The following is a 24,660-nucleotide window of genomic DNA, read 5'->3' on the forward strand; positions in this document are numbered from 1 at the left end:
CCGCGCCGCGCGGGGTCCGCCCCCGGGGGGGGGGGGGCGTGGGGGGGGGGGGGGGGGGAGGGGGGGGGGGGGGGGGGGGGGGGGGGGCCCGCCCCCGGGGGGGGGGGGGCGGACCCGGTGGCCGTCACGGCCGTGGCGCGAGGGAGGCCTCGCGGAAGTAGAGGCGCTCTCGGAGCGCCGCGTCCTCCTGCCGCCGGTACGCCTCGGCGTGTCGGCGGCGATCGTCGGTGAGCCGCGGTGTGCGGGTGCTCCACAGCAGGAGACGCAAGCCCGCGTGCAGGGCGAGACGGTCCAGGAGCGAGATGCGGGTGTCGCGGCTCGGGAGCCGCAGCGTATCGGGCCGGCCCGAGGGGCGCTGCGGCGCGAGAAGGGTGTTCATGATGGTTCTCTTTCCGATCTGGAAGGGATGCCTCCGGCGGGCGCCGGAGGCGGAGATGCCGTGCCGCAGCACGACGGGACGATGCAGGGGGAGCGCGCTCAGCACCGCGTTGCGGATGCGGCGCAGCAGACGGGTGTCGCCCGGAAGCGGGCAGACTCGTCCCCTGCGGGGATCAGATGGCGGCGGGGAAGCGGCCGCTCAGCACCGCGCCGAAGGAGAGGGTCCCCGACGCGCGCAGACGAATCGCACCGCCGAATCCGGCGGTGATTCCTGTGGTGTTCATGTGCATCATCGGTGACCTCCTTTCTCGACTTCAGACGCGGTGAGTGACGTTACAGGGTGCGGGAGACCCGCGTCAAGCGTTTTCGCAGATTCGGTGATCCCATGGCGTGTCGCGGCATCCGCCCGGCGCTCCGCTCGCCTGCCGGGCTCACGCGGCCGGCTCGGGTAGCGTAGGCGGGTAATCGAGGCGGGGTGGAGGGCGATCCATGCACCTGAAGAGCGTGACGCTCAAAGGGTTCAAGTCGTTCGCCCAGCCGACGACCTTCGCCCTCGAGCCGGGCGTCACCTGCATCGTGGGACCGAACGGATCCGGCAAGTCGAACGTCGTCGACGCCCTCGCCTGGGTCATGGGTGAGCAGGGGGCGAAGACCCTCCGCGGCGGCAAGATGGAGGACGTCATCTTCGCCGGCACCGCGACCCGTGGGCCGCTGGGCCGCGCCGAGGTGCAGCTCACGATCGACAACAGCGACGGGGCGCTGCCGATCGACTACTCCGAGGTGACGATCAGCCGCACGCTGTTCCGCAACGGCACGAGCGAGTACGCGATCAACGGCGAGTCCTGCCGGCTCCTGGACGTCCAGGAGCTGCTGAGCGACTCCGGGCTCGGCCGCGAGATGCACGTGATCGTCGGCCAGGGCCGGCTCGACAGCGTCCTGCAGGCCACGCCCGAGGACCGCCGCGGATTCATCGAGGAGGCGGCGGGCATCCTCAAGCACCGCCGGCGCAAGGAGAAGACCCTGCGCAAGCTCGACGCGATGGAGGCCAACCTCACGAGACTGAGCGACCTGGCCGGTGAGCTGCGGCGCCAGCTCAAGCCGCTGGGCCGCCAGGCGGAGATCGCCCGCGAGGCCGCGACGATCGCTGCGGTGGTGCGGGACGCCAAGGCGCGGCTGTTCGCAGACGAGATCGCGGGCCTGCGGGGCGAGCTGGCCTCGCACGCCCGGAGCGAGCAGGAGCGTCATGGGGAGCGCATGGTGCTGCAGGAGCGCCTCGACAACGCCCGGGTGCGCATCGAGCAGCTCGAGAACGATCAGCGCTCGGAGAGCGTCGACCGCGCCCGCCACGTCGCGCACGGCCTCGAGCGCGTCCAGGAGCGGCTGCGGAGCCTGTACGCCCTGGCCGGCCAGCGGCTCGCCCTGCTGGGTGACGCCGAGGACGAGGAGCGCATCGAGCTGACGACCGTGTCGCAGGCGATGATCGACGAGGCGCGCGCCGAGATCGACGACGTGTCCGACGGGCTGGGAGCGGCCCAGGATGCCGCCGCCGAGGCGGCACGCGAGGTCGTGCGCGCCCGCGCCGAGCTGGACGCGCTCGACGTCGACATCGCGGAGCAGAGCGCCCTCGTGTCGGAGCACGACATGCGCATCACGGCGCTCCGCGGCACCGCCGAGGCCGCGGCATCCGCTCTCGCGGCCGTCCGCGGCGCCGTCGAGCGTCAGCAGCGGGCGCTGGATGCGGCACTGACACGCCGCGCGGAGGCCGAGGAGATCCTCGACGGCGTCGACCCCGATCTCGTGCCGGAATCCTCGTCCGCCGACCAGGCCGCCGCCTACGAGCGCGCGCAGCGGGAGGCGGCCGACGCGGAGGCGGCGGTCGCGGCCCTCCGCGACCGTCTGCACGCCGCCGAACGCGAGCGAGACGCCCTGACGGCTCAGACCATGGCGCTCAGCCGCGCCCTCGACGTCAAGAACGGCGCGTCCGCGCTGATCGCCCAGGGGCGCGAAGGCGTCCGTGGGCTCGTCGGAGACGCGGTGCAGGTCAAGCCGGGGTTCGAGGCGGCCATCGCGGCCGTCTTGGGTCCCGTCGCGGAGGGCGTGCTCGTCGACGACCGCGACAGCGCGTTCGCCGTCGCGGACGACGCGCGCGACTCCGAGGCCGGGATGGTCGACATCGTGATCGCCTCGGCCGGGACGACGCGTCCGGCGTTCCCGCCGCAGGACGGCGTGGTGCCGGCGCGCGAGGTGGTCACGGCGCCCGACGGCGTGCTCGGGCTGCTCGCGTACGTCGTGGTCGCCGACGACCTTCCGACCGCGCGTGCGGCCGGTCCGGCGCTGGCCGCCGCAGAGCTCGGCGGGCCGATCACGCTCGTCACCCGTCGTGGCGAGGTGTACACCGAGCACTCGCTGCGCGCGGGCGCGGGCGCGTCGCGTTCGCGCCTGGAGCTTGCTGCCGAGCGGGATGCCGCAGCCGACCGCCGCGACGAGATCGCCGTCGTCGCCGACTCGCTGCGGGAGGCGCTGGCGGACGCGACGCGCGAGCTGGAGTCGGCGCGGCAGCGCACCAAGACGGCGCTGGCGACACTGCGCGAGCACGACGCGGCCCTCGCCGCCCACGCCGAGCAGGTCAACCGGGCCACGGTGCGTCATGAAGCCGCCGTCGCCGAATGCGAGCGCCTGGCCGCCGGACTCGCGCAGGCTGCAGCAGCCGTAGACGAGGCCGAGGGCGCCGCGCGCTCGGCGGAGGAGCAGCTGACCGCGGCACTGGAGGCCCCGCGCCCGATCCTCGACGCCTCGGCGCGCGAGGGCATGCTCGCGGCGCTCGAAGAGGCGCGGGACGGCGAGATGCGCGCGCGGCTCGACGTCGAGACGCTGCGGGAGCGCATCCGGGCCGGCGAGGCGCGCGTGATCGCGCTCGAGCGTCAGCGCGAGCGGGAGCGCGAGGCGGCGGCCGAGGCCGCACGCCGCGCGGTCGTCCGCCGCGCGCAGCGCGAGATCGCCGCAGGCGTGGCGGGGCAGCTTCCGGCCGTCATCGACTCGGTCGACCGGTCGCTCGCGCAGGCGCGCGCGGAGCTCTCCGCGGCCGAAGCCGAACGCACCGCCGTCACGACGGAGCTCGCGACGCTGCGCGGCCAGGAGGCGTCGGTGCGCGAGCGCCTCGCGGGGCTCACCGAGAGCGTGCACAGCCTGGAGCTGCAGATCCACGAGAAGCGGCTGCACGTCACCGGCATCCTCGAGCGGGTGCAGTCCGAGCTTGGCCTCGACGAAGACATTCTGATTTCGGAATATGGTCCGGATCAGCCGGTTCCGCTGGATCCCGTGGCGGATGCGACCGAGACGCTGCGCGACGACGACGGTGCGGCATCCAGCCCGTTCGACCGTGCGCAGCAGCGACGACGCCTGCAGGACGCGGAGCGGAAGCTCAGCCAGCTGGGCCGGGTGAACCCGCTGGCGCTGGAGGAGTTCGAGGCGCTCGAGCAGCGCCACAAGTTCATGACCGAGCAGTTGGCCGACCTGACGCAGACGCGCAAGGACCTGCTGACGATCATCGAGGAGCTCGACGAGCGGATGCAGACCATCTTCCTCGCCGCGTTCGAAGACACGAAGACCGCGTTCGGCGAGGTGTTCCCCATCCTGTTCCCCGGTGGCACGGGATCGATCAGCCTCACCGACCCCGACTCGCCCCTCACCACCGGCATCGAGGTCGCGGTGAGGCCAGTGGGCAAGAAGATCGAACGCCTCTCGCTGCTGTCAGGCGGCGAGAGGTCGCTCGCCGCCGTCGCGCTGCTGACGGCGATCTTCAAGGCGCGCCCGAGTCCGTTCTACATCCTCGACGAGGTTGAGGCGGCGCTCGACGACGCGAATCTGGGTCGCCTCCTGGGCGTCTTCGAGCAGCTGCGGGAGTCCAGCCAGCTCATCGTGATCACGCATCAGAAGCGCACGATGGAGATCGCCGACGCCCTCTACGGGGTGTCGATGCGGCAGGACGGCGTGTCCGCCGTGGTGGGGCAGCGCATCGCCGAGCGCGTCGCGTCCTGACCCTAGGCTGGGGGTATGGCAGAGAGCTCCTGGTCGCTCGGTCGCGCGCTGCGCGGCATGTTCGTCAAGCCCACCATCGACGACAGCACGTGGGAAGACCTCGAGACGGCGCTGCTGACCGCGGACTTCGGCCCCGACATCACCGAGCGGATCGTGGACGAGCTGCGCGAGAAGGTCGAGCGCTATCGCACGACCGACCCGCGGGACCTGCAGCGGATGCTGAAGGAGACGCTCGAGGAGCACTTCGCGAAGTTCGACACGACGCTCCGGCTCACGGAGCGCCCGGCCGTCGTGCTCGTGGTCGGGGTCAACGGCGTGGGCAAGACGACGACGATCGGCAAGTTCGCGAAGTTCCTGCAGCGCTACGGCCGCTCGGTGGTCGTCGGCGCCGCCGACACCTTCCGCGCTGCCGCCGTCGACCAGCTCGCGACGTGGGCCGAGCGCGGCGGGGCGGCGATCGTCCGGCCGCAGCAGGAGGGTCAGGATCCGGCATCCGTCGCCTTCCAGACCATCGCGTACGCGAAGCAGACCGGCACCGAGATCGTGCTGGTCGACACCGCGGGTCGGCTTCACACCAAGGGCGGGCTGATGGACGAGCTCGGCAAGATCCGCCGCGTCGTCGAGAAGCAGGCGCCGATCAGCGAGGTCCTGCTCGTGCTCGATGCGACCACCGGCCAGAACGGCGTCATGCAGGCGCAGGCGTTCCTCGAGCACGCCGGCGTGACCGGGCTGGTGATCACGAAGCTCGACGGCTCCGCGAAGGGCGGATTCGTCCTCGCCGTCCAGGAGCGCACCGGGATCCCGGTCAAGCTCCTCGGCCAGGGCGAGGGCATCGGCGACCTCACCGGCTTCACGCCGCACGTGTTCGCGGCCTCGCTCGTGGACTGATCCGGGGCTCTGAGCCCGGCCGCGCGACGCGGGTGCGGCGGCCGATTCCGCGCCATGCCGGGTTCGGGGTATCGCCTGGGCGCGGGTTGCGGTTTCATGGGGACATGGCGATCGAGCACGACTATTTCGGACTCCTCGAATCCGGGCCGGACGGATCGATCTTCTGGTCCGAGAACGTCGAGCTCGGCGACCAGTCCGTGACCGTCGATCTGACCGCGCCCGATCAGGACGACGTCTCCGAGGCGGCCCTCGACGTCGCGGCGGCGCTGATCTCCGCGCTCGAGGACATCGACCGCAGCGCCCGCAACGCGATGGTCAACGAGCTCAGCGATCGCACCAGCGAGGTGACCGAGTACATCCTGCAGCAGCAGGAGACGCTGGGGGAGTCGCTGGAGGACACCCTCGTCGACATCTCCGGCGATGTCCACATCGACGTCATCCGCTCGCTGCAGCTGATGAGCATGACGATCCTCGCGGACGAGCACGGCGGAGCCGACCCGTTCGCCGTCCTCGAGTACGCGCTGGACCCGGATGCCACCGACGACGTGCTGCTGGTCAACCTCGGCTCCGACGGCGCGGTGCTGTCGGTGACGAGCGCCGACTGACCCCGCCCAGAGGCGGGTCACACCGCCTGGGCGAATCCCCGCTCGACGTGGACGTCCTCGGCGATGTGCGCGAGGTGCGCGGGGATCGCGCGGCCCTTCGACAGCATCGACTGCGCCCACAGCCGCCCCGCCCGGTACGAGGAGCGCACGAGGGGGCCGGCGAGCACCCCGAGGAAGCCGATGCGCTCGGCCTGCTCCTTGAACTCCACGAACTCCTGGGGCTTCACCCATCGGGCGACCGGCAGGTGCCGGGGCGACGGCCTGAGGTACTGCGTGATCGTGATGATGTCGGTGCCCGCGGCGTGCAGGTCCTCGAGGGCCTGAACCACCTCGTCGGGCTCCTCGCCCATCCCGAGGATCAGGTTGGACTTGGTGATGAGCCCCGCATCCCGCGCCCGCGTCAGCACGTCGAGCGAGCGCTCGTACCGGAACGCAGGGCGGATGCGCTTGAAGATGCGCGGGACCGTCTCGACGTTGTGCGCGAAGACCTCTGGGCGACTGTCGAACACCTCGGCGAGCAGCGCGGGATCGCCGTTGAAGTCCGTCGCGAGGATCTCGACACCCGTGTTCGGGTTCATCTCGTGGATCTGCCGGACGGTCTCGGCGTGGAGCCACGCGCCGCCGTCGGGCAGGTCGTCGCGCGCGACGCCGGTGACGGTGGCGTACCGCAGGTTCATGCGCACGACGCTCTCGGCGACGCGGCGCGGCTCGTCGGTGTCGTAGTCGGCGGGCTTGCCGGTGTCGATCTGGCAGAAGTCGCACCGGCGCGTGCACTGCGAGCCGCCGATGAGGAACGTCGCCTCGCGGTCCTCCCAGCACTCGTAGATGTTGGGGCAGCCGGCCTCCTGGCACACGGTGTGCAGCTCCTCGGTCTTCACGAGGGAGTGCAGCGCCTGGTACTCGGGGCCCATCTTCGCGCGGGTCTTGATCCACTCCGGCTTGCGCTCGATCGGCGTCTGCGCATTGCGGACCTCGAGGCGCAGCAGCTTGCGCCCCTCGGGGGCGGACGGCGCGGATGCCGCACCCGGGACGGCCGCGGTCGCCCCGGCGGAGCCGCCGCACGCGCTCATGCCGGCACCCGCGCGAAGTCCGCGGCGAACACGCGGCTCACCGTGTCGATGACGTCGGCCGGGCCGATGTCGGCGCCGGCGATCTCGCTGAGGGTCGTGACCCCGGCATCCGTGATCCCGCACGGGATGATCCCGCGGAAGCCCGCCAGCGTGTTGTCGCAGTTGAGCGCGAAGCCGTGCATCGTCACGCCGCGCTGCACGCGGACGCCGATGGCCGCGACCTTGTCCTCGCCGAGCGGGCGGCGCACCCACACGCCGCTGCGCCCCTCGACCCGGTAGCCCTCGACGTCGAACTCGCGGAGCACGTCGATCAGCAGCTGCTCGAGGCGCCGCACATGCGCGACCACGTCGACCGGCTCGGCGAGCCGGACGATCGGGTAGCCGACGAGCTGGCCGGGCCCGTGCCAGGTGATCTTGCCGCCGCGGTCGACGTCGACGACCGGCGTGCCGTCGGCCGGGCGCTCATGGCGTGCGGTGCGGGCACCGGCGGTGTACACCGGCTCGTGCTCGAGGAGCAGCAGCGTGTCGGGACGCACCTGCGCCACGACGTCGGCGTGGACGCTGCGCTGCAGTGCCCAGCCCTCCAGGTACGGCACGTAGTCGGGGGAGAGGCCGACCGTCCTGATGTCGAGCATCGTGCTCCTTCGCGCTGAGTCTGCAGCCATTCATGGATCGCGTCCAACAATACATCGCGGCGCGCGGGATGGAGCCCGCCGTAGGGTGGCTTCATGTCCAGCGAGCACCGGGCGGGCCGGCCGAAGGCGTCGTCGCGCGAGACGATCGCCGAGGCGGCCTGCGAACTGTTCCTCGAGCAGGGGTACGAGCAGACCTCGATCGTCGACATCTCCCGGCGGGCGGGCGTCAGCCGCTCCAGCTTCTTCAACTACTTCTCCTCGAAGTCCGACGTGCTGTGGGCAGGCCTGGACGAGAGGCTCGCGGAGTTCGAGCGGCGCATCGCGACGGATGGGAGCACGGATGCCGCGGCCGCCGTGCGCGCAGCGACGCTCGCCATCGCCGACGGCTTCGCGCCCGACAGCCTGGCGCTCGGCATCGTCAACGCCGCGGCGATGGATCTCGAGGTCGAGTACGAGCGCGACGCCGCGCTCCGACGAGCCCGCGTCGCACGCGCGGTGTCGGCCCGCCTCGCCCACGGCGGCGCCGATCGGGTGCGTGCCGAGGTCGCGGGCGCGGCATGGGGCGGCGCGGTGATCGCCGCGATCGAGGCCTGGGCGCACGACGGCGCCGGCCGCACGTCGCTGGCGCGGTTCCTCGCCCGGGCGAGCGACGCGGCAGGGTCGACCTCGTGGACGGATCCGGTGGGCGAGGTCGCGCAGCTGCGGGTGGTGGTGCAGGCCGCCGCCTTCGAGCAGACCCTCGCGTTCTATCGCGACGTCGTGGGGATGCCGCAGGCCGAGGCGTACGAGGCCGACGGAGGTGCGCGCGTGGCGATCCTCGCGGCGGGGCGCGCCACTCTCGAGATCGCCAATCCTGCGCAGGTCGAGTTCATCGACCGCGTCGAGACCGACGGCGACGCCCCGAGCGACCGCATCCGTCTGGCCCTGGAGGTCGCCGACACTGACGCCGCCGTCGCCCGGCTCGACGAGGGCGGCGCCGTGATCGAGGCATCCGCCCGCGTCACGCCGTGGCGATCCCGCAACGCGCGCCTGCGCGGGCCGGCGGGACTGCAGCTCACCCTCTTCCAGGAGCTCGGGCCCGAGAGCTGAGTCGCCGCCCGGGCCCGGCAGGGGGCGAGCGCGAGGCGATGGCATCCGTCGCCGTTAGAATCGGGGGATCATGGCGACTTTCGGCACTCTCTCCGACCGGCTCACCGAGACCTTCCGCAACCTCCGCACCAAGGGCAAGCTCACGCCCGCGGACGTCGACGGCACGGTCCGCGAGATCCGTCGCGCGCTCCTCGACGCCGACGTGGCGCTTCCCGTCGTCAAGGACTTCACCGCCAAGGTGCGCGAGCGCGCCCTCGGCGACGAGGTCAACCGGGCGCTCAACCCGGCGCAGCAGGTCGTGCAGATCGTCAACGAGGAGCTCGTCGCCATCCTCGGCGGCGAGCAGCGGCGGCTGCAGTTCGCCAAGAACCCGCCGACGGTGATCATGCTCGCCGGCCTCCAGGGCTCCGGCAAGACGACGTTCGCCGGCAAGCTCGCGCGTCAGCTCGAGAAGGACGGGCACACCCCGCTCGTCATCGCCGCCGACCTCCAGCGCCCGAACGCCGTCAACCAGCTGCAGGTCGTCGCGGAGCGTGCCGGCGCCGCCATCTACGCACCGGAGCCCGGCAACGGCGTCGGCGACCCGGTGAAGGTCGCGCGCGACGGCGTGGAGGTCGCGCGCCGTCAGCAGCACGACGTCGTCATCATCGACACCGCCGGTCGCCTCGGCGTCGACGCCGAGCTCATGAAGCAGGCCGCCGACATCCGCAAGGCCACCGATCCCGACGAGGTGCTGTTCGTCATCGACGCGATGATCGGTCAGGACGCCGTCAACACGGCCAAGGCCTTCCAGGAGGGCGTCGACTTCACCGGCGTCGTCCTGTCCAAGCTCGACGGCGACGCGCGCGGTGGCGCTGCGTTGTCGGTGGCCTCCGTCACCGGCCGCCCGATCATCTTCGCGTCCACCGGCGAGGGCCTCGAGGACCTCGAGGCCTTCCACCCCGACCGCATGGCGTCGCGCATCCTCGACCTCGGCGACATCCTCACCCTCATCGAGCAGGCCCAGCAGGCGTTCGACGAGGAGGAGGCGCTCAAGGTCGCCGAGAAGCTTGCGACCGAGCAGTTCACGCTCGAGGACTTCCTCGAGCAGATGCAGCAGATGCGCAAGATGGGCTCGATGAAGAAGATGCTCGGGATGCTCCCGGGCATGGGCTCGATGAAGCAGCAGCTCGAGGACTTCGACGAGCGCGAGATCGACCGCACCGAGGCGATCATCCGCTCGATGACGCCGGCCGAGCGGCGCAACACCAAGCTCCTCAACGGCTCCCGCCGCCTGCGCATCGCGCGGGGCTCGGGCATGACGGTCACCGACGTCAATCAGCTCGTGCAGCGCTTCGAGCAGGCGGCCAAGATGATGAAGACGGTCGCGCGCGGCGGCGTGCCCAACATCCCGGGCATGGGCCCGGTTCCGGGGGCGGGTCGTCCCGGCGCCTCGTCCAAGCGCGGCAAGCAGCAGAAGGCGAAGGGCTCGCGGTCGGGCAACCCGGCCAAGCGCGCCGCCGAGAACGCGGGCATCGCCGCACAGGCCTCCGAGGCGCCGACGGGGTCGGGCTTCGGCCTGGGCGCGGGCGCCAAGGGCGTGCCGAGCGAGGCCGAGCTGGCCGAGCTCCAGAAGATGCTCGGACGCGGCTGACGACGGCGGGATCAGGCGCGGTCGGCGCGCATCGGCCGTGTCAGTGGCCGAGCGTGGCCAGATGCTCGCGCAGCGTCGGGCCGGAGCGGAACTCGCCGACGAGGTGGCGCACGACCTCGCGCAGATCGCCGTCCGCGGCATCGGCGACCGCGAGCTGCCGCGCGTAGCTCGCGCCCTGCGTGAGGATCGTGTCGATGCCCGCGAGCTCGCGCGCGCACTTCAGATCGACCGCGATGTCGCGGACCTGCTCGAGGGTCTCGCGCAGGTGGTCGACGACCGGGCGCTGCGTGCCCGCGCGATCGACGATCACCCGTGCGTCCAGGCCGTAGCGGGCGGCGCGCCACTTGTTCTCGCGGACGAACCAGGGCTGGATGGTCTCGAGTTCGAGCCCCTCGTCCAGCCGGCGGGAGAGATGCTCGACGAGCACCTGCACGAGGGCGGCGACCGCCGCGAGCTCGGGCAGCGTCGACATCCCGTCGCACGCGCGCACCTCGATCGTTCCCCAGCGCGGCGCCGGGCGGATGTCCCAGCGCACCTCGGTGGCGTCCTCCATCACGCCCGTGCCCACCATGTCGTCGAGGTAACCCTCGAACTCACGCCAGTCCTGCAGGGGCCACGGGAGCCCCGCGGTCGGCAGCTGCTGGAAGACCAGCGCCCGGTTCGAGGCGTAGCCCGTGCGCTCGCCCGCCCAGTACGGGCTCGAGGCCGAGAGCGCCTGCAGGTGCGGCAGGTACACGGCCAGCGCGTTGATGATGGGGAACACCTTGTTGACGTCCTCGACGCCGACATGGATGTGGATGCCCCAGATCATCATGTTGCGTCCCCACCACTGGGTGCGCTCGATGAGCTTGTGGTACCGCGTCTTGTCGGTGACCGCCTGGTGGTACCACTGCGCGAACGGATGACTGCCGGCGCACAGCAGGTCGATGCCGTGCGGATCGGTGAACGTGCGCACCGCCGCGATCGCGTCGCCGATGTCGTCGACGGCGGCCGCGACCGTGTCGCCGATGCCGCTGGTGAGCTCGATGGTGTTCGTGAGCAGCTCGCCGGTGACGGTGTAGCGCTCCAGCGCGGAGTCGTCTTCGAGCGCGTCGAGCACGTCCGGAGCGCGGGGGATGAGGTCTCCGGTCGCGGTGTCGGCGAGCATCAGCTCCCATTCGAGGCCCACCGAGGAACGGGCTGATGTCGCGAAGGGCACCGTCATGCGCACAGTCTGGCACGGTGTTCCGCCGGTCCCGTCCGCTTGACGGCACGGTGCGTCACGTGATGGGCGGGATGTTCGCGGGGGGCTCCTGCGGTCTGGTGGGCGGGGTGTTCGCGGGGGCTCCTGCGGTCTGGTGGGCGGGGTGTTCGCGGGGGCTCCTGCCGTCTGGCAGAATAGAGGGCTGGATCACCCGCTCGACCCTCTATCCAGCGCGGAGATCCTCCCTTCAGAGCTTCCGCCGGGTGTGCACCCCACGCTCCAGGCGATCGGTTCGATCACTTTCCACACATTCAGGAGAATCGTGGCTGTCAAGATCCGTCTCAAGCGTCTCGGCAAGATCCGTGCGCCGTACTACCGCATCGTCGTGGCCGACTCGCGCACCAAGCGCGATGGTCGTGTCATCGAGGAGATCGGCAAGTACCACCCCACCGAGGAGCCCTCGTTCATCGAGGTCGACTCCGACCGCGCGCAGTACTGGCTGTCGGTCGGCGCGCAGCCGACCGAGCAGGTGCTCGCCATCCTCAAGCTGACCGGCGACTGGGGTCGTTTCAAGGGCGACAAGGACGCCGTCTCGACCGTGAAGACGCGCGACGAGAAGGCCGCGTTCGAGGTCGACTCCTCCAAGAAGTCGGTCGTCAAGCCCAAGGCCGAGAAGAAGGCCGAGGAGCCCGCCGAGGCTCCCGCCGCCGAGGCGACCGACGCGGCCGACGAGGCCGCCGACTCCGCCGAGTAATCCGTTGCTCGCCGCCGCGCTCGAACACGTCGTCAAGGGGATCGTCGATCACCCGGACGACGTCCGCATCGACTCGTCCACGTCGCCTCGCGGCGACGTGCTCGAGGTGCACGTCCACCCCGATGACCGGGGTCGCGTGATCGGGCGCGGCGGCCGCACGGCCAAGGCCCTGCGCACCCTCATCACCGCCCTCGCCGACGGACGCCGCGTGCGCGTCGACGTGGCGGACGACTGAGGTGGCAGGCGAAGACACCACGGGAGCGGGTCCTGAGGCCCGCCGCCCCGTGAACGCGGTTCCCCCCACCGGCAGGACGCAGCTCCGGGTCGGACGCCTGGTGAAGGCCCACGGCCTCAAGGGCGCCATCAAGATCGAGCTGTACACCGACGATCCCGACGGACGCTTCGTCCCGGGCGCGACGTTCACGCTCCAGGTGCCGGAGTCGTCGCCGTGGCACGGCAAGCCGCTGACGGTGCGCGAGTTCCGGTGGATGAACAGCCACCCCGTCGCGTTCTTCGAGGGCGTCGACGACCGGTCCGCCGCAGAGGAGCTCATCCGCGCGATCCTGTGGGTCGACGAGGACTCCCAGTCCTCGCCCGCCGAGGACGACGCGTGGTTCGACCACCAGCTCGTCGGCCTCGACGTGGTGCGCGACGGCGAGACCGTCGGCCGTGTCGTGCGTGTGGACCACCTCCCGGCGCAGGACCTCCTCATCGTGAAGGTCCGCGAGGACGAGGTGCTCGTGCCGTTCGTCAAGGCGATCGTCCCCGAGGTCGATGTCGCCGGCGGCCGCGTGATCGTCACGCCGCCGGACGGCCTCTTCGAGGAGCTCCCCGACGACGAGGGCGATGAGAGGCCGTCGCGGTCGGACGACGACGACGCCGAGGACGCGGAGGACGGCACCGCCGGCTGACGCCGCCCTCACGCCGCTCTCCCGGCGGGCGTGCGGCAGATGTGATCTGCGGGAAACACGGCGGGAAAGGTCCCGGAACCTCTCTGCCCGACCATGGTCACATGGCCGAAGTCCGCTCCCCGGTGCGCACCGTGTGCTCCTACTGCGGCGTCGGCTGCGGCATCTCGGTGACCACCGCGGACGGCGGAGCGGGGCATCCGCTCACCATCGCGAAAGTCGTGGGCGACCGCGAGCATCCGACGAACGCCGGACGCCTCTGCACCAAGGGAGCCACGCACGCCGAGCTCATGCAGGCCCCCGGCCGCATGACGTCGGCGCATATCCGACCGGCCCGGGGCGAGCCCGCCGAGCCCGTCCTGCTGACCGATGCGGTCACGGATGCCGCCGCCCGCCTGCGGGCCATCCTCGACGAGCACGGCCCCGATGCCATCGGGCTGTACGTCTCGGGCCAGATGAGCATGGAGGCGCAGTACCTCTCCAACAAGCTCGTGAAGGGGTACCTGCGCGGCATCCACATCGAGTCGAACTCACGACTGTGCATGGCATCGGCCGGCACCGGCTACAAGCAGTCGCTCGGCGCCGACGGCCCGCCCGGGTCGTACGAGGACTTCGAGAGGGCGGACCTCTTCTTCGTCATCGGGTCCAACACCGCGGACTGCCATCCGATCCTCTTCCTGCGGATGGCGGATCGGCTGAAGCAGGGCGCGCGGCTCATCGTGGTCGACCCGCGCCGGACGGCGACGGCGGACCGGGCCGACCTCTTCCTGCAGATCCGCTCGGGGACGGATCTCGCGCTCCTGAACGGGCTGCTGCATCTGCTCGTGGCCGCCGGCGACATCGACGAGGAGTTCATCGAGGCGCACACCGAGGGCTGGGAGCACATGGCCGCGCTCCTGGCCGACTACCCGCCCGATCGCGTCGCCGACATCACCGGCCTCGCCGAGGAGGACATCCGCACCGCCGCGCGCTGGATCGCCGAGGCCGGCGAGTGGATGACCCTGTGGACCATGGGACTCAACCAGTCCACGCACGGCACCTGGTCGACCAACGCCATCTGCAACCTGCACCTGGCGACCGGGGCGATCTGCCGCCCGGGCAGCGGCCCGTTCTCGCTCACCGGTCAGCCCAACGCGATGGGCGGCAGGGAGATGGGGTACATGGGGCCCGGCCTGCCCGGCCAGCGCGCGGTGTTCAGCGCGACGGACCGCGCGTTCGTCGAGGATGTGTGGGGCCTGGAGCCGGGGGCGATCCGCGCGGAATCGGGCTCCGGGACCATCGACATGTTCCGTCGCGCCGCCGAGGGCGAGATCAAGGCGCTGTGGATCGTCTGCAGCAACCCGGTCGCTTCCGTCGCCAACCGCAGGACCGTGATCGAGGCGCTCGAGAGCGCGGAGCTCGTCATCGCGCAGGACGTCTACACCGAGACGGCCACCACGGCATACGCCGACATCCTGCTCCCCGCGACCCTCTGGGTGGAGGCGGACGGCGTCACGGTCAACAGCGACCGCACCCTCACCCTGGTGCGGGACGTCGTGCCCGCTCCGGGCGACGCGCAGCCGGACTGGCTGCTGATCTGCCGCATCGCGCAGGCGATGGGATTCGACGGCTTCGACTTCGCCTCCAGCGCCGAGGTCTTCGACGAGATCCGCCGGTTCTGGAACCCGCAGACCGGCTGGGACCTGCGCGGGGTCACCTACGAGCGCCTCCGCGAGACGCCGGTGCAGTGGCCCGCCCCGCCCGGCGACCCCGCGACGCGTCATCCGATCCGGTATGTGAACGACGGCGTCAGCCAGTCCCTCCACGTCGAGGACGACGGCACGGTGCCGCGGCTGGCCTTCGCGACGCCGTCGCGGCGCGCGCAGTTCCTCGCCCGTCCGCACCTCGATCCGGCGGAGCTGCCCGACGACGACTACCCGTGGGTGCTCAACACCGGACGCCTGCCGCATCACTGGCACACCCTGACCAAGACGGGCCGGGTGGCCAAGCTCGCCAAGCTGCACCCTGGACCGTTCGTCGAGGTGCACCCGTTCGACGCCGAGCGTCACGGCATCTCGGACGGCGACCAGGTCGAGGTCGCATCGCGCCGCGGCCGGTTCGTCGTGCCGGCGGTGCTCACCGATCGCGTCCAGCCCGGCAGTCTGTTCGCCCCGTTCCACTGGAACGACGAGCATGGCGAGTACGTCACCGTGAACGCCGTGACCAACGACGCGGTGGACCCGATGTCGGCGCAGCCCGAGCTCAAGGTCGCCGCTGTGTCGCTGCGCCGCGTCGGGCCCGGTGCCGGCGCCGCCGAGCCGTCGACGGCCTCCGCCGACGAGGCGCTGGCCCAGGCGGGCGTGCCCCTCGCGCCACCCCCGCTGAGCGACACCGAGGGCGCCTATCTGGCGGGCTTCCTGTCGACGGTGCGGTCGGTGGCGCTCGCGCCCGGTGAGGTGCCGGTGCTGCCGGCCGAGGCGCCGCTGGGGGCGCTCGCGCGCGCCTGGTTCGACGGCGTGCTCGCCGGCGCGTTCTCGCGCGCCTCCGTCGGCGGCGCGACGCCGCAGTCCGGCGATGCCGATGAGGTCGTCGTGCTGTGGGGCTCGCAGACCGGGAACGCCGAGGAGTTCGCCACGGCCGCGACCGCCGCCCTCGGGGCGCGCGGCATCCCGGCGCGGTCGCGGAGCATGGCGGAGCTGCGCGCGACCGATCTCACCGCCGTGCGCCGACTGCTCGTCGTCACGTCCACGTTCGGCGACGGCGGCCCGCCCGACAACGGCGCGGCACTGTGGCACGACCTGAACGCCGACGGCGCGCCGGAGCTCTCGGACCTCCGCTACGCCGTGCTGGCGCTCGGCGACTCCAGCTACGACGACTTCTGCGGTCACGGCCGGCGTCTGGACGCGCGGCTCGGCGAGCTGGGGGCGACGGCCCTGCTCGAGCGCGTCGACGTCGAGCCCGATGCCGACGAGCCGCGCGAGGCGTGGCTGGCGCAGATCCTCGAGACGCTGGCGGGGGAGGGGACGGTGGCTGCGGCATCCGTCGTCGCACCTCCGGTCCCCATGAAGCGCCTGTTCACCCGCGCCAACCCGGTGCACGCGCCCCTGGTGCGCAATGAGCTCCTCAGCCGGCCCGGGTCGCAGAAGGAGGTGCGGCGGATCGGCTTCGACCTGTCGGAGTCCGGCGCGACGTACGAGGCGGGCGACTCGCTCGGCGTCGTCTGCGCCAACGCGCCGGGTGTGGTGACGGAGTGGCTCCAGGCCACCGGGATCGCCCCGAACACGATCGTCGAGCTCGACGGCGAGGAGCGCACGTTCGCCGACGCGCTGCGGACGCGGCTGGACATCACCAGGACGCCGCTCGACCTCGTCCGCTTCATCGCCGAGCGCAGCGGCGACAGCGCGCTGAACGCACTGCTCCGGCGCGAGAACAAGGGCCGGCTCGAACAGTTCCTGTGGAGCCAGCAGGCCGTGGACCTCGTCCGCGATTTCCGCGTCGCCGCGTCGGCCGACGAGTGGGTCGGCGTTCTCAAGCGGCTCCAGCCGCGCCAGTACTCGATCTCGTCGAGCCCGAAGACCGATCCGGGCACCGTCGAGCTCACCGTGTCGGTGGTGCGGTTCCAGACCGAGTCGGGCCGTGCGCGGGGCGGCGTCTGCTCGACGTTCCTCGCGGACGGCGAGGCGACGGCGGCGCCCGTGTACCTGCAGCGCTCGCCCGCCTTCCGTCCGCCGGCCGCATCCGATGCGCCCATGATCATGATCGGGCCGGGCACGGGCATCGCCCCGTTCCGCGGATTCCTCCACGACCGTCGCGCCGACGGGCACACCGGCCGCAACTGGCTGTTCTTCGGGGAGCAGCACGCCCAGACGGACTTCTACTACCGCGAGGAGCTGCAGCAGATGCACGCGGACGGCTTCCTCACCCGCCTGGACCTGGCCTTCTCGCGCGACCAGCGGCAGAAGATCTACGTCCAGGACCGCATGGTCGAGCACGGTGCGCGTCTCTGGCGCTGGCTCGAGGACGGAGCCCACGTCTACGTGTGCGGCGATGCGACGCGCATGGCCAAGGACGTCGAGGCGACGCTCCTCGGCATCGCCCAGCAGCACGGCAAGCTGTCCGAGGACGCGGCGACGGAGTACGTCCGCGCCCTGGCGGCCGACGGCCGCTACGCCCGCGACGTGTACTGAGGACCGCCTCGTCCCCACGGGCGCGGGGGCAACACGAAGATGAGCGGATGCCTCGGCCGAGGCATCCGCTCATCTTGTGGTGTCGCGTCAGATGCGCTGCTTCGCCAGCGAGGCCCGGGGGACGACGTAGACGAGCACCGTCACGAGCAGCAGCGCGACGTACGCGGCGACGAACCCGGCGAACGCCGCGGTGTAGCCGCCCGTCGCCAGCTGCGAGGCGTTGAGCACCTGCGGCACGAGGAACCCGCCGTAGGCGCCGATCGCCGAGATCAGGCCGAGGGCGGCCGCGGCCTTGCGCATCATCCTGGTCGCCTCCGGCGACCCCGGCTCGTCGCCTCGCGCGAGGGAGCGCGCCGCGAAGATGCTCGGGATCATGCGGTAGGTCGAGCCGTTGCCCATTCCGGTCGCGGCGAACAGCACGAGGAAGCACGCCAGGAACACGGCGAAGTTGCGCAGCGGCATCGTCAGGATGAGCGCCAGCGCGCCCAGAGCCATCACCGCGAAGGCGCCGACGGTCACGCGCGCGCCGCCGAAACGGTCGGCGAGCCTGCCCCCGTACGGACGGGCCAGCGAGCCGACGAGGGCGCCGAGGAAGGCCAGCGAGATCGCCGCCTGGCCGACCTGGATGGTCGACAGCGCCGGGAACTGGTCGGCGATGAGCTTCGGGAAGACGCTCGCGAAACCGATGAACGATCCGAACGTCCCGATGTACAGGACCGCCATGACCCACAGGTGCGGCTCGCGGAGGGCCGCCGCGGACCCCGCGAAGTCGGCCTTCGCGGACGAGAGGTTGTCCATGTAGCGCCACGCGCCGAACATCGCCAGCAGGATCAGCGGGATCCACATCCAGCCGGCGAGCGAGATGTTCAGCGTCGCCCCGGCGCCGATGGTCACAGCGATCGGCACGGCGAACTGGGCGACCGACGTGCCGAGGTTGCCGCCGGCGGCGTTCAGGCCGAGGGCCCAGCCCTTCTCCTTCTGCGGGAAGAAGTACGTGATGTTGGCCATCGAGCTGGCGAAGTTGCCGCCGCCGACGCCGCCGAGGGCGGCGACGAGCAGGAGGACGCCGAACGGCGTCTCGGGGTTGGACACGACGATGCCCAGGAGCACGGCCGGGATGAGCAGGAGCGCGGCCGAGACGATCGTCCAGTTGCGGCCGCCGAAGATCGCGACCATGAACGTGTACGGGAAGCGGAGCGTGGCGCCCACGAGGCTCGGGAGGGAGATGAGCCAGAACGACTCCGAGCTGGTCAGCTGGAAGCCCGCGGCCGGGAGCATCACGACGACGATGCTCCACAGCTGCCAGATGATGAAGCCCAGGAACTCGGCGAAGATCGACCAGCCGAGGTTGCGGCGTGCGATCGCACGCCCCTCGGCCTTCCAGAACGCCGGGTTCTCGGCGTTCCAGCCGTCGATCCAGCGTCCGGGTCGATGAGTGAGGGCGACCGGCGCGTCGGCCGGGGCGATGGACCGGGGCGGTGCGTCGGTCTGGGTCGTGGACGGGGTCACGGTGGTTGTCATGGCGCCTCCCTGAGGTGAGCTGACACTGGGGGTGAGTGTGCTTCCACGCTAGGAACGGGGTGTTTCGGCCCGTCTGCCCGCGCGGTTACTTCCCGGTCACTTCTCGATCACCGTCCGGCGCCTCCCGCGGTGGGTGCCGCGACACACGTCCGAAACACGCGCGCCTCCTAGACTCGGAGGCATGCGCGTCGACATCGTCACGATCTTCCCGACGTTCTTCGACGTGCTGGGCGTCTCGCTGATCGGCAAGGCCCGTGACCGCGGCATCCTGGAGATGCACGTCCACGACCTGCGGGACTGGACGCACGACCGTCATCGCACGGTCGACGACACGCCGTACGGCGGCGGGGCCGGCATGGTGATGAAGCCGGAGCCGTGGGGCGAGGCGCTGGACGCGGTGCTCACCGACGACGCCGTGCTGCTGGTGCCGTCCCCGGCGGGGGAGCTGTTCTCGCAGCCGATGGCGCGCGAGCTCGCCCAGGAGGAGCACCTCGTGTTCGCCTGCGGGAGGTACGAGGGCATCGACCAGCGCGTCGTGGACCACTACGCCGAGCGCGGACGCGTGCGGCTGGTGAGTCTCGGCGACTACGTCCTCAACGGCGGGGAGGTCGCCGCCATGGCCGTGATCGAGGCGGTCTCGCGGCTGATCCCCGGCGTCGTGGGCAATCCCGAGAGCCTCGTCGAGGAGTCGCACGAGCTGGGACTGCTGGAGTACCCCAGCTACACCAAGCCCGCGCAGTGGCGCGGGCTGGAGGTGCCGCCCGTGCTGCTCAGCGGGAATCACGGGGCCATCGCGGCCTGGCGGCGCGAGCAGAGCCTCGCGCGCACGCGTGCGCACCGGCCCGACCTGCTGCCGGAGCCCGACGCCGCGTCGTAGCGGCGGCGCGTCCCGGCGACCGGTCCGCTCACGCCGGATCGATGACGTTGAGCCGGTAGCCGCGCTTGACGACCGTCTTGACGAGGTCCGGCACGCCCAGCGACTCGCGGAGGCGTGCGACGGCCATCTCGACCGCGTGGGTGTTCTCCCCCGAGCGCGGCAGCGCCGTCTGCAGGCGATGGCGCGACACGACGCCGCCGTGCGCGTCGAAGAGCACGCCGACGATGTCGGTCGCGCTGCGCGACAGCGCGATGTGGCGGCCGTCGAGCACGATGCCCGTGCTGCGGAGCTCGAGGCGGCCGGCGGAGGTGGGAAGCGATGCCGCGCCGCCGCCGCCGAAGTGCGTGACGACCGCCCGCACCAGCGAGCCGAGCCGGCCGCGCTCGGCGATGAGGGGCTCGAGGCCGGCGTCGAGCAGCGGGCCGGCCGTGATCGGCCCGACCGCTGCCGTCAGCAGGCGGCCCTCGGCGTCGCGCTCGAGGATCGCCTCGAGCATCCCCTCCTGCCGTGCCGCCGCGAGCCACTCGGCGGCGCCCGGTGCCGAGGTGAACAGGACGGCGTCGACCTCGCCGTGCGCCGCCGCGACGACGGACCGCGACACCGCCGCCGGGTCCGGCGGTGGCCCCCAGCGGTAGACGGTGAGGCTCACCACGTCGGCGCCGGCGCGCTGGAACAGCTCATCCAGCCCGTCGGCACCCGAGCCGTGATGCTGCACCGCGACGCGGCGGCCCGCGATGCCCTCGGCCAGGAGGTACTCGCCGAGCTCGGCGGACGTCTCGGACTCGGCCACCCAGTCCGCCGTGAGCCCGGCCTGCTGGATCGCACCTCGGGCCTTGGGGCCGCGGGCGACGATCTGCGCCCCGGCGAGCGCGTCGTGCAGCTCGTCGAGGAGCCCGGCCTCGTCGGCCGCCTCCATCCAGCCGCGGAAGCCCACGCCGGTGGTGGCGACGACGATGTCGGGGGGACCCGCGATGAGCTCCTGCGTGGCGGCGATGAGCGCGTCGTCGTCGATGTGGGGGACGATCGTCAGCGCGGGCGCGTGGCGCACCTGCGCGCCGTGTCGCTCGAGTGCGGCTGCCAGCTCGAGCGAGCGGCGGTCGACGGCGATGACGATCGTGCAGCCGTCGAGCGCGGCCGAGAGGGTGGGGCGGGTGGTGGAGCTCAACGGACGGTGTCACCTGCCAGCTGGCGGTCGGGAAGCAGCAGCCCGGCGCGGGCGACCTCGCCCACGACGATGACGGCGGGGTTGCGGACGCCGGCGACGCCCGCGTCGAGCACGACCGCGCCCAGCGTGCTGCGTGTCGTCCGCTGATCGCGGTGGTGGCCGCGTTCGACGATGGCCACGGGCCGGTCCGCCGGGACGCCCGCGTGCAGCGCGTCCGAGACGATGCGGGGGAGGGCTCCGACGCCCATGAGGATCACGGTCGTCACGGCGTCGTCGCGCATCGCCGCGAGAGTGGCCGCGGTGACCTCGGCGGGGCCGTTGACGATGTGCACCGCGCCCGCCACGCCGCGATGGGTGACGGGGATGCCGGCGGCCTGGGGCACGGCGATGGCGCTCGAGATGCCCGGCACGACGTCGACCGGGATGCCGGCGGCCAGGCACGCGGCGACCTCCTCGCCGCCCCGCCCGTACACGAAGGGGTCGCCGCCCTTCAGACGGACGACGTGCTTGCCCGCCTTCGCGCGGGCGACCAGCAGCTCGTTGATCTCCTCCTGCGGCACCGGGTGGTGGCCGGGATGCTTGCCGACGTCGATGATCTCGACCTCCGGCCCGACATGCTCGCGGATGTCGGTGGGCCCCAGCCGGTCCATGACGATGACATCCGCACGCGTGAGCAGCCGCCAGGCGCGCACGGTGAGCAGGTCCAGGGGCCCCGGTCCGCCGCCGATCAGGTCGACGCGGCCGACGCTCATGCCTCGTCCTCCCAGCGCACGAGCACGTGCCCGCCGTCGACGGACACCGGCCACACGTGCAGGCTCATCGGCTCCTTGCCCTGCGTGTCGAGGCAGGCGCCGGTGCGAAGGTCGAACACCTGCTTGTACATCGGCGACGCGACCGTCGGGATGTCCTGGCGCGTTCCGACGATCCCGCGCGAGATGACGTGCGCGCGACTGTACGGGTCGAGGTTCGACACCGCGTGGACGCGGCCGCCCGTGCCGTCCGGGCCGCGGAGCAGGAAGAGGGCGATCTGGGTCCCGCCCAGGAGCGCGGCGCGCCCGCGCTCGATCTCGAGGTCGGCCAGTTCGCACACGCGCACCCATCCGGGAGGTGCGGTGTACTCGGTCGTCTGCGGGTCGACGAGGGTCATCGGCGCACCTCCAGTGTCGTGCCGGCGATGAGCACGCGCGAGTCGGCCCGCTCGTCCTCGGTGGCAGGTCGGGGCTGTCCGCGCTCGGCGGTGTAGGCCAGTGACGGGTCGGGGGTCTTCGGGGCGTTCACGAACGAGGCGAAGCGGCGCAGCTTCTCGGGGTCCTCGAGCGTCGCCTTCCATTCGTCCTCGTACGATTCCAGGTGCGCGGCCATCGCGGCATCCAGATCCGCGCAGATGCCGAGGCTGTCGTCGAAGATCACGGCGCGAAGGCCGTCGATGCCCCCGTCCAGATCCTCGAACCACGGCGCCGTGCGCTGGAGGCGGTCCGCGGTGAAGATGTAGTACATCAGGAACCGGTCGATCGCGGTGAGCAGTTCCTCGTCGCTGAGCCCCTCGGCCAGCAGCACCGCGTGGCGCGGCGTGAAGCCGCCGTTGCCGCCGACGTACATGTTCCAGCCGGCCTCGGTCGCGATGACGCCGACATCCTTGCCTCGCGCCTCGGCGCACTCCCGGGCGCAGCCCGAGACGCCCAGCTTGATCTTGTGGGGCGAGCGGAGGCCGCGATAGCGCAGCTCCAGCTGGACCGCCATGCCCACGGAGTCCTGCACGCCGTAGCGGCACCACGTGGATCCGACGCACGACTTCACCGTGCGCAGCGACTTGCCGTAGGCGTGCCCGGACTCGAACCCCGCCTCGACGAGGCGCTGCCAGATGTCGGGCAGCTGCTCCAGGCGGGCGCCGAACATGTCGATGCGCTGTCCGCCGGTGATCTTGGTGTACAGCCCGAAGTCCTTCGCGACCTGCCCGATGACCAGGAGCCCCTCCGGCGTGATCTCGCCGCCCGGGATGCGCGGCACCACCGAATAGCTGCCGTCCTTCTGCAGGTTCGCCATCACGTGGTCGTTGGTGTCCTGCAGCGTCGCGTTCTCGCCGTCGAGCACGTGGCCGCGCACGAGCGTGGACAGGATGCTGGCGAGCGCCGGCTTGCAGATGTCGCAGCCGCGACCGGTGCCGAAGCGCTCGATGACGGCGCTGAACGTCGTGAGACCGGAGACGCGCACCGCGTCGAACAGCTGGCGGCGCGACATGTCGAAGTGCTCGCACAGCGCGTTGCTCAGTGCCGCACCGGTCTTCGCGAGCTCGGTGCCGACGATCTTCTTGACCATCATCACGCACGAGCCGCAGGCGGCTCCCGCCTTCGTGCACGCCTTGACACCTGCGACGTCGGTGCAGCCCTCCTCGTGGACCGCGTGACGGATGGCGCCGGCGGTCACGCTGTTGCAGGAGCAGACCAGCGCCTCATCGGGGAGGTCGCCGGTGGGCGCGGCCACGCCGCCTTCGGGCATGAGATACGCGGCGGGATCGCCGCCGAGCGCGCCGCCCACGAGCGGCCGCAGCGATCCGTACGCGGAGGCGTCGCCGACGAGGATCCCCCCGAGCAGCGTCTTCGCGTCGTCGGACAGCACGAGCTTCTTGTAGACCCCGGCCACGGGATCGGCGTAGGTGACGTCCAGTGCACCGGGCGTCTCGGCGAAGGCGTCGCCGAAGCTCGCCACATCCACGCCGGAGAGCTTGAGCTTGGTCGACAGATCGTAGCCGGGGAAGGATGCCTCGCCGCCGAGCAGCCGCGTCGCCGCGACCTCGGCCATCGCGTAGCCCGGGGCGACCAGGCCGACGCACAGGCCGTCGTAGTTGGCGACCTCGCCGATCGCGAGGACGCGGGGATCCGACGTCTGGCAGCCGGCGTCGATGAGGATGCCGCCGCGCTGGTGCACGTCCAGGCCTGCGGTCCGCGCGAGCTCGTCGCGCGGGCGGACCCCCACCGTGAAGACGACCACGTCCGTCCGGTCGTACGAGCCGTCCTGGAACTCCAGTCCCGCGACCTGGCCGGTGCGGTCGGGATCGAGCCGTGTGGTGACCGTCCGGGTCTTCACCGCGATGCCCCGGGACTCGATGAGTCGCCGGAGGGCGTCGCCCGCGGGGAGGTCGAGCTGCGCCGACATCAGCCGATCGGAGGACTGGACGACCGTGCAGTCCACGTCCAGCCCCTGCAGCGCCCCGGCCGCCTCGAGGCCCAGCAGTCCTCCGCCGATGACGGTGCCGACGAGCGGGCGGCCGAGCTCCGCGGAGCGGCGCTGGACGAACGCCTCGAGCTTCTCGACGTCGTCGAGAGTGCGGTACACAAAGCAGCCCTCGAGCCCGAAGCCGTCCACGGCCAGGCGGGCGGCGTACGATCCCGTCGCGAGCACGAGCCGGTCGTACGCGACGCTGGTGCCGCTGCGGGTGGTCACGCGCCGGGCCTGGCGGTCGATGCGGGTGACCGCGTCGCCGCGCAGGAAGCGGACGCGCGGGTCCTCGAGCACGGTGCGCTCGAGTTCGAGGTCGGCCGCCGAGGCGCCGCTGAAGAAGCCGGTCAGCCCCACGCGGTCGTACGGCGGGCGGTCCTCCTCGCCGATGAGCGTCACCCGCCACTCGTCGCCGGCTCGGGTGAGCAGGCTCTCGACGAAGCGGTGGGCGACCATGCCCGCGCCGACGACCACCACGTGGGTGCCGAGCGCGGGGCTGTGCATCATGAGGTCACCGTACGCGGGTGATGTTGC

Annotated in this window: 19 protein-coding genes; 10 read left to right on the top strand and 9 right to left on the bottom strand. The window is 71.9% G+C overall.

Annotated features, from left to right (window positions below):
- Positions 1-124 precede the first annotated feature (124 nt).
- A complete protein-coding gene (locus V6R91_RS21295) occupies positions 125-379 on the bottom strand; it encodes a hypothetical protein (protein WP_336396921.1) in 255 nt (84 codons plus the stop codon).
- 488 nt (positions 380-867) lie between these two features.
- Here V6R91_RS21295 and smc point away from each other — a divergent pair, with 488 nt between their 5' ends.
- From smc to V6R91_RS21310, 3 genes are all read left to right on the top strand, one after another.
- On the top strand, positions 868-4,416 hold the full coding sequence (gene smc, locus V6R91_RS21300; RefSeq protein ID WP_336396922.1) for a chromosome segregation protein SMC: 3,549 nt from the start codon (positions 868-870) through the stop codon (positions 4,414-4,416).
- A gap of 15 nt (positions 4,417-4,431) precedes the next feature.
- Positions 4,432-5,304 (top strand): signal recognition particle-docking protein FtsY, encoded by an 873-nt coding sequence (gene ftsY / locus V6R91_RS21305; protein ID WP_336396923.1) that lies wholly within the window; start codon positions 4,432-4,434, stop codon positions 5,302-5,304.
- 104 nt (positions 5,305-5,408) lie between these two features.
- A complete protein-coding gene (locus V6R91_RS21310; RefSeq protein WP_336396924.1) occupies positions 5,409-5,909 on the top strand; it encodes a DUF2004 domain-containing protein in 501 nt (166 codons plus the stop codon).
- Between the two features lie 17 nt (positions 5,910-5,926).
- Here V6R91_RS21310 and lipA read toward each other — a convergent pair whose 3' ends face one another.
- Positions 5,927-6,979, bottom strand: a complete 1,053-nt coding sequence (gene lipA, locus V6R91_RS21315) for a lipoyl synthase (RefSeq protein ID WP_442928163.1) — start codon at positions 6,977-6,979, stop codon at positions 5,927-5,929.
- Positions 6,976-7,614, bottom strand: a complete 639-nt coding sequence (lipB, locus tag V6R91_RS21320; RefSeq protein ID WP_336396925.1) for a lipoyl(octanoyl) transferase LipB — start codon at positions 7,612-7,614, stop codon at positions 6,976-6,978. The genes lipA and lipB overlap by 4 nt, the downstream gene beginning before the upstream one ends.
- 93 nt (positions 7,615-7,707) lie before the next feature.
- Between lipB and V6R91_RS21325 the strand changes: the two genes are divergently transcribed.
- Together V6R91_RS21325 and ffh are read left to right on the top strand one after the other, a co-directional pair.
- Positions 7,708-8,703 (top strand): TetR family transcriptional regulator, encoded by a 996-nt coding sequence (locus V6R91_RS21325; protein WP_336396926.1) that lies wholly within the window; start codon positions 7,708-7,710, stop codon positions 8,701-8,703.
- Positions 8,704-8,773: 70 nt separating this feature from the next.
- Entirely contained in the window at positions 8,774-10,336 is a 1,563-nt protein-coding gene (gene ffh / locus V6R91_RS21330; RefSeq protein ID WP_336396927.1) for a signal recognition particle protein, read from the top strand.
- Between the two features lie 40 nt (positions 10,337-10,376).
- On the opposite strand, the gene V6R91_RS21335 is transcribed toward ffh, so the two are convergent.
- Positions 10,377-11,540 carry a glutamate--cysteine ligase gene (locus tag V6R91_RS21335; RefSeq protein WP_336396928.1) on the bottom strand — a complete coding sequence of 388 codons (1,164 nt, stop codon included), beginning with the start codon at positions 11,538-11,540 and terminating at the stop codon, positions 10,377-10,379.
- Between the two features lie 301 nt (positions 11,541-11,841).
- On the opposite strand from V6R91_RS21335, the gene rpsP reads away from it, so the two are divergent.
- The 4 genes from rpsP to V6R91_RS21355 all read left to right on the top strand — a co-directional run bounded on the left by rpsP (position 11,842) and on the right by V6R91_RS21355 (position 17,347).
- Positions 11,842-12,273 carry a 30S ribosomal protein S16 gene (gene rpsP, locus V6R91_RS21340; protein ID WP_336396929.1) on the top strand — a complete coding sequence of 144 codons (432 nt, stop codon included), beginning with the start codon at positions 11,842-11,844 and terminating at the stop codon, positions 12,271-12,273.
- A 4-nt stretch (positions 12,274-12,277) separates the two neighbouring features.
- Positions 12,278-12,508 carry an RNA-binding protein gene (locus tag V6R91_RS21345; protein ID WP_018171095.1) on the top strand — a complete coding sequence of 77 codons (231 nt, stop codon included), beginning with the start codon at positions 12,278-12,280 and terminating at the stop codon, positions 12,506-12,508.
- Between the two features lie 49 nt (positions 12,509-12,557).
- The gene (rimM, locus tag V6R91_RS21350; protein WP_336396930.1) at positions 12,558-13,184 is read left to right on the top strand and encodes a ribosome maturation factor RimM; all 627 of its coding nucleotides are present in this window, start codon (positions 12,558-12,560) and stop codon (positions 13,182-13,184) included.
- 101 nt (positions 13,185-13,285) lie between these two features.
- Positions 13,286-17,347: a bifunctional nitrate reductase/sulfite reductase flavoprotein subunit alpha gene (locus tag V6R91_RS21355; protein ID WP_336396931.1), complete on the top strand. Its 4,062-nt coding sequence runs from the start codon at positions 13,286-13,288 to the stop codon at positions 17,345-17,347.
- Between the two features lie 87 nt (positions 17,348-17,434).
- On the opposite strand, the gene V6R91_RS21360 is transcribed toward V6R91_RS21355, so the two are convergent.
- Positions 17,435-18,868, bottom strand: coding sequence for an MFS transporter (locus V6R91_RS21360; protein WP_336396932.1), 1,434 nt, complete (start codon positions 18,866-18,868; stop codon positions 17,435-17,437).
- Positions 18,869-19,049: 181 nt separating this feature from the next.
- Here V6R91_RS21360 and trmD point away from each other — a divergent pair, with 181 nt between their 5' ends.
- Positions 19,050-19,745, top strand: a complete 696-nt coding sequence (gene trmD, locus V6R91_RS21365; protein ID WP_336396933.1) for a tRNA (guanosine(37)-N1)-methyltransferase TrmD — start codon at positions 19,050-19,052, stop codon at positions 19,743-19,745.
- A gap of 28 nt (positions 19,746-19,773) precedes the next feature.
- On the opposite strand, the gene V6R91_RS21370 is transcribed toward trmD, so the two are convergent.
- From V6R91_RS21370 to nirB, 4 genes are read right to left on the bottom strand one after another with little or no spacing between them, the layout of a single operon-like run.
- On the bottom strand, positions 19,774-20,910 hold the full coding sequence (locus V6R91_RS21370; RefSeq protein ID WP_336396934.1) for a uroporphyrinogen-III synthase: 1,137 nt from the start codon (positions 20,908-20,910) through the stop codon (positions 19,774-19,776).
- Entirely contained in the window at positions 20,907-21,662 is a 756-nt protein-coding gene (gene cobA, locus V6R91_RS21375; protein WP_194398191.1) for a uroporphyrinogen-III C-methyltransferase, read from the bottom strand. Before cobA ends, V6R91_RS21370 begins: the two co-directional genes overlap by 4 nt.
- Positions 21,659-22,057, bottom strand: coding sequence for a nitrite reductase small subunit NirD (nirD, locus tag V6R91_RS21380; protein ID WP_194398192.1), 399 nt, complete (start codon positions 22,055-22,057; stop codon positions 21,659-21,661). The genes cobA and nirD overlap by 4 nt, the downstream gene beginning before the upstream one ends.
- The gene (gene nirB / locus V6R91_RS21385; protein ID WP_336396935.1) at positions 22,054-24,633 is read right to left on the bottom strand and encodes a nitrite reductase large subunit NirB; all 2,580 of its coding nucleotides are present in this window, start codon (positions 24,631-24,633) and stop codon (positions 22,054-22,056) included. Before nirB ends, nirD begins: the two co-directional genes overlap by 4 nt.
- Positions 24,634-24,660 lie beyond the last annotated feature (27 nt).

The organism is Microbacterium sp. CCNWLW41 (genome assembly GCF_037083505.1).

Coding starts and splice junctions, on each gene's coding strand:
- nirB (WP_336396935.1), bottom strand. CDS start 24,633: ATGATGCACAGCCCCGCGCTCGGCACCCACGTGGTGGTCGTCGGCGCG.
- cobA (WP_194398191.1), bottom strand. CDS start 21,662: ATGAGCGTCGGCCGCGTCGACCTGATCGGCGGCGGACCGGGGCCCCTG.
- nirD (WP_194398192.1), bottom strand. CDS start 22,057: ATGACCCTCGTCGACCCGCAGACGACCGAGTACACCGCACCTCCCGGA.
- smc (WP_336396922.1), top strand. CDS start 868: ATGCACCTGAAGAGCGTGACGCTCAAAGGGTTCAAGTCGTTCGCCCAG.
- ftsY (WP_336396923.1), top strand. CDS start 4,432: ATGGCAGAGAGCTCCTGGTCGCTCGGTCGCGCGCTGCGCGGCATGTTC.
- V6R91_RS21325 (WP_336396926.1), top strand. CDS start 7,708: ATGTCCAGCGAGCACCGGGCGGGCCGGCCGAAGGCGTCGTCGCGCGAG.
- lipA (WP_442928163.1), bottom strand. CDS start 6,979: ATGAGCGCGTGCGGCGGCTCCGCCGGGGCGACCGCGGCCGTCCCGGGT.
- V6R91_RS21360 (WP_336396932.1), bottom strand. CDS start 18,868: ATGACAACCACCGTGACCCCGTCCACGACCCAGACCGACGCACCGCCC.
- ffh (WP_336396927.1), top strand. CDS start 8,774: ATGGCGACTTTCGGCACTCTCTCCGACCGGCTCACCGAGACCTTCCGC.
- trmD (WP_336396933.1), top strand. CDS start 19,050: ATGCGCGTCGACATCGTCACGATCTTCCCGACGTTCTTCGACGTGCTG.
- V6R91_RS21295 (WP_336396921.1), bottom strand. CDS start 379: ATGAACACCCTTCTCGCGCCGCAGCGCCCCTCGGGCCGGCCCGATACG.
- V6R91_RS21355 (WP_336396931.1), top strand. CDS start 13,286: ATGGCCGAAGTCCGCTCCCCGGTGCGCACCGTGTGCTCCTACTGCGGC.
- lipB (WP_336396925.1), bottom strand. CDS start 7,614: ATGCTCGACATCAGGACGGTCGGCCTCTCCCCCGACTACGTGCCGTAC.
- V6R91_RS21335 (WP_336396928.1), bottom strand. CDS start 11,540: ATGACGGTGCCCTTCGCGACATCAGCCCGTTCCTCGGTGGGCCTCGAA.
- V6R91_RS21310 (WP_336396924.1), top strand. CDS start 5,409: ATGGCGATCGAGCACGACTATTTCGGACTCCTCGAATCCGGGCCGGAC.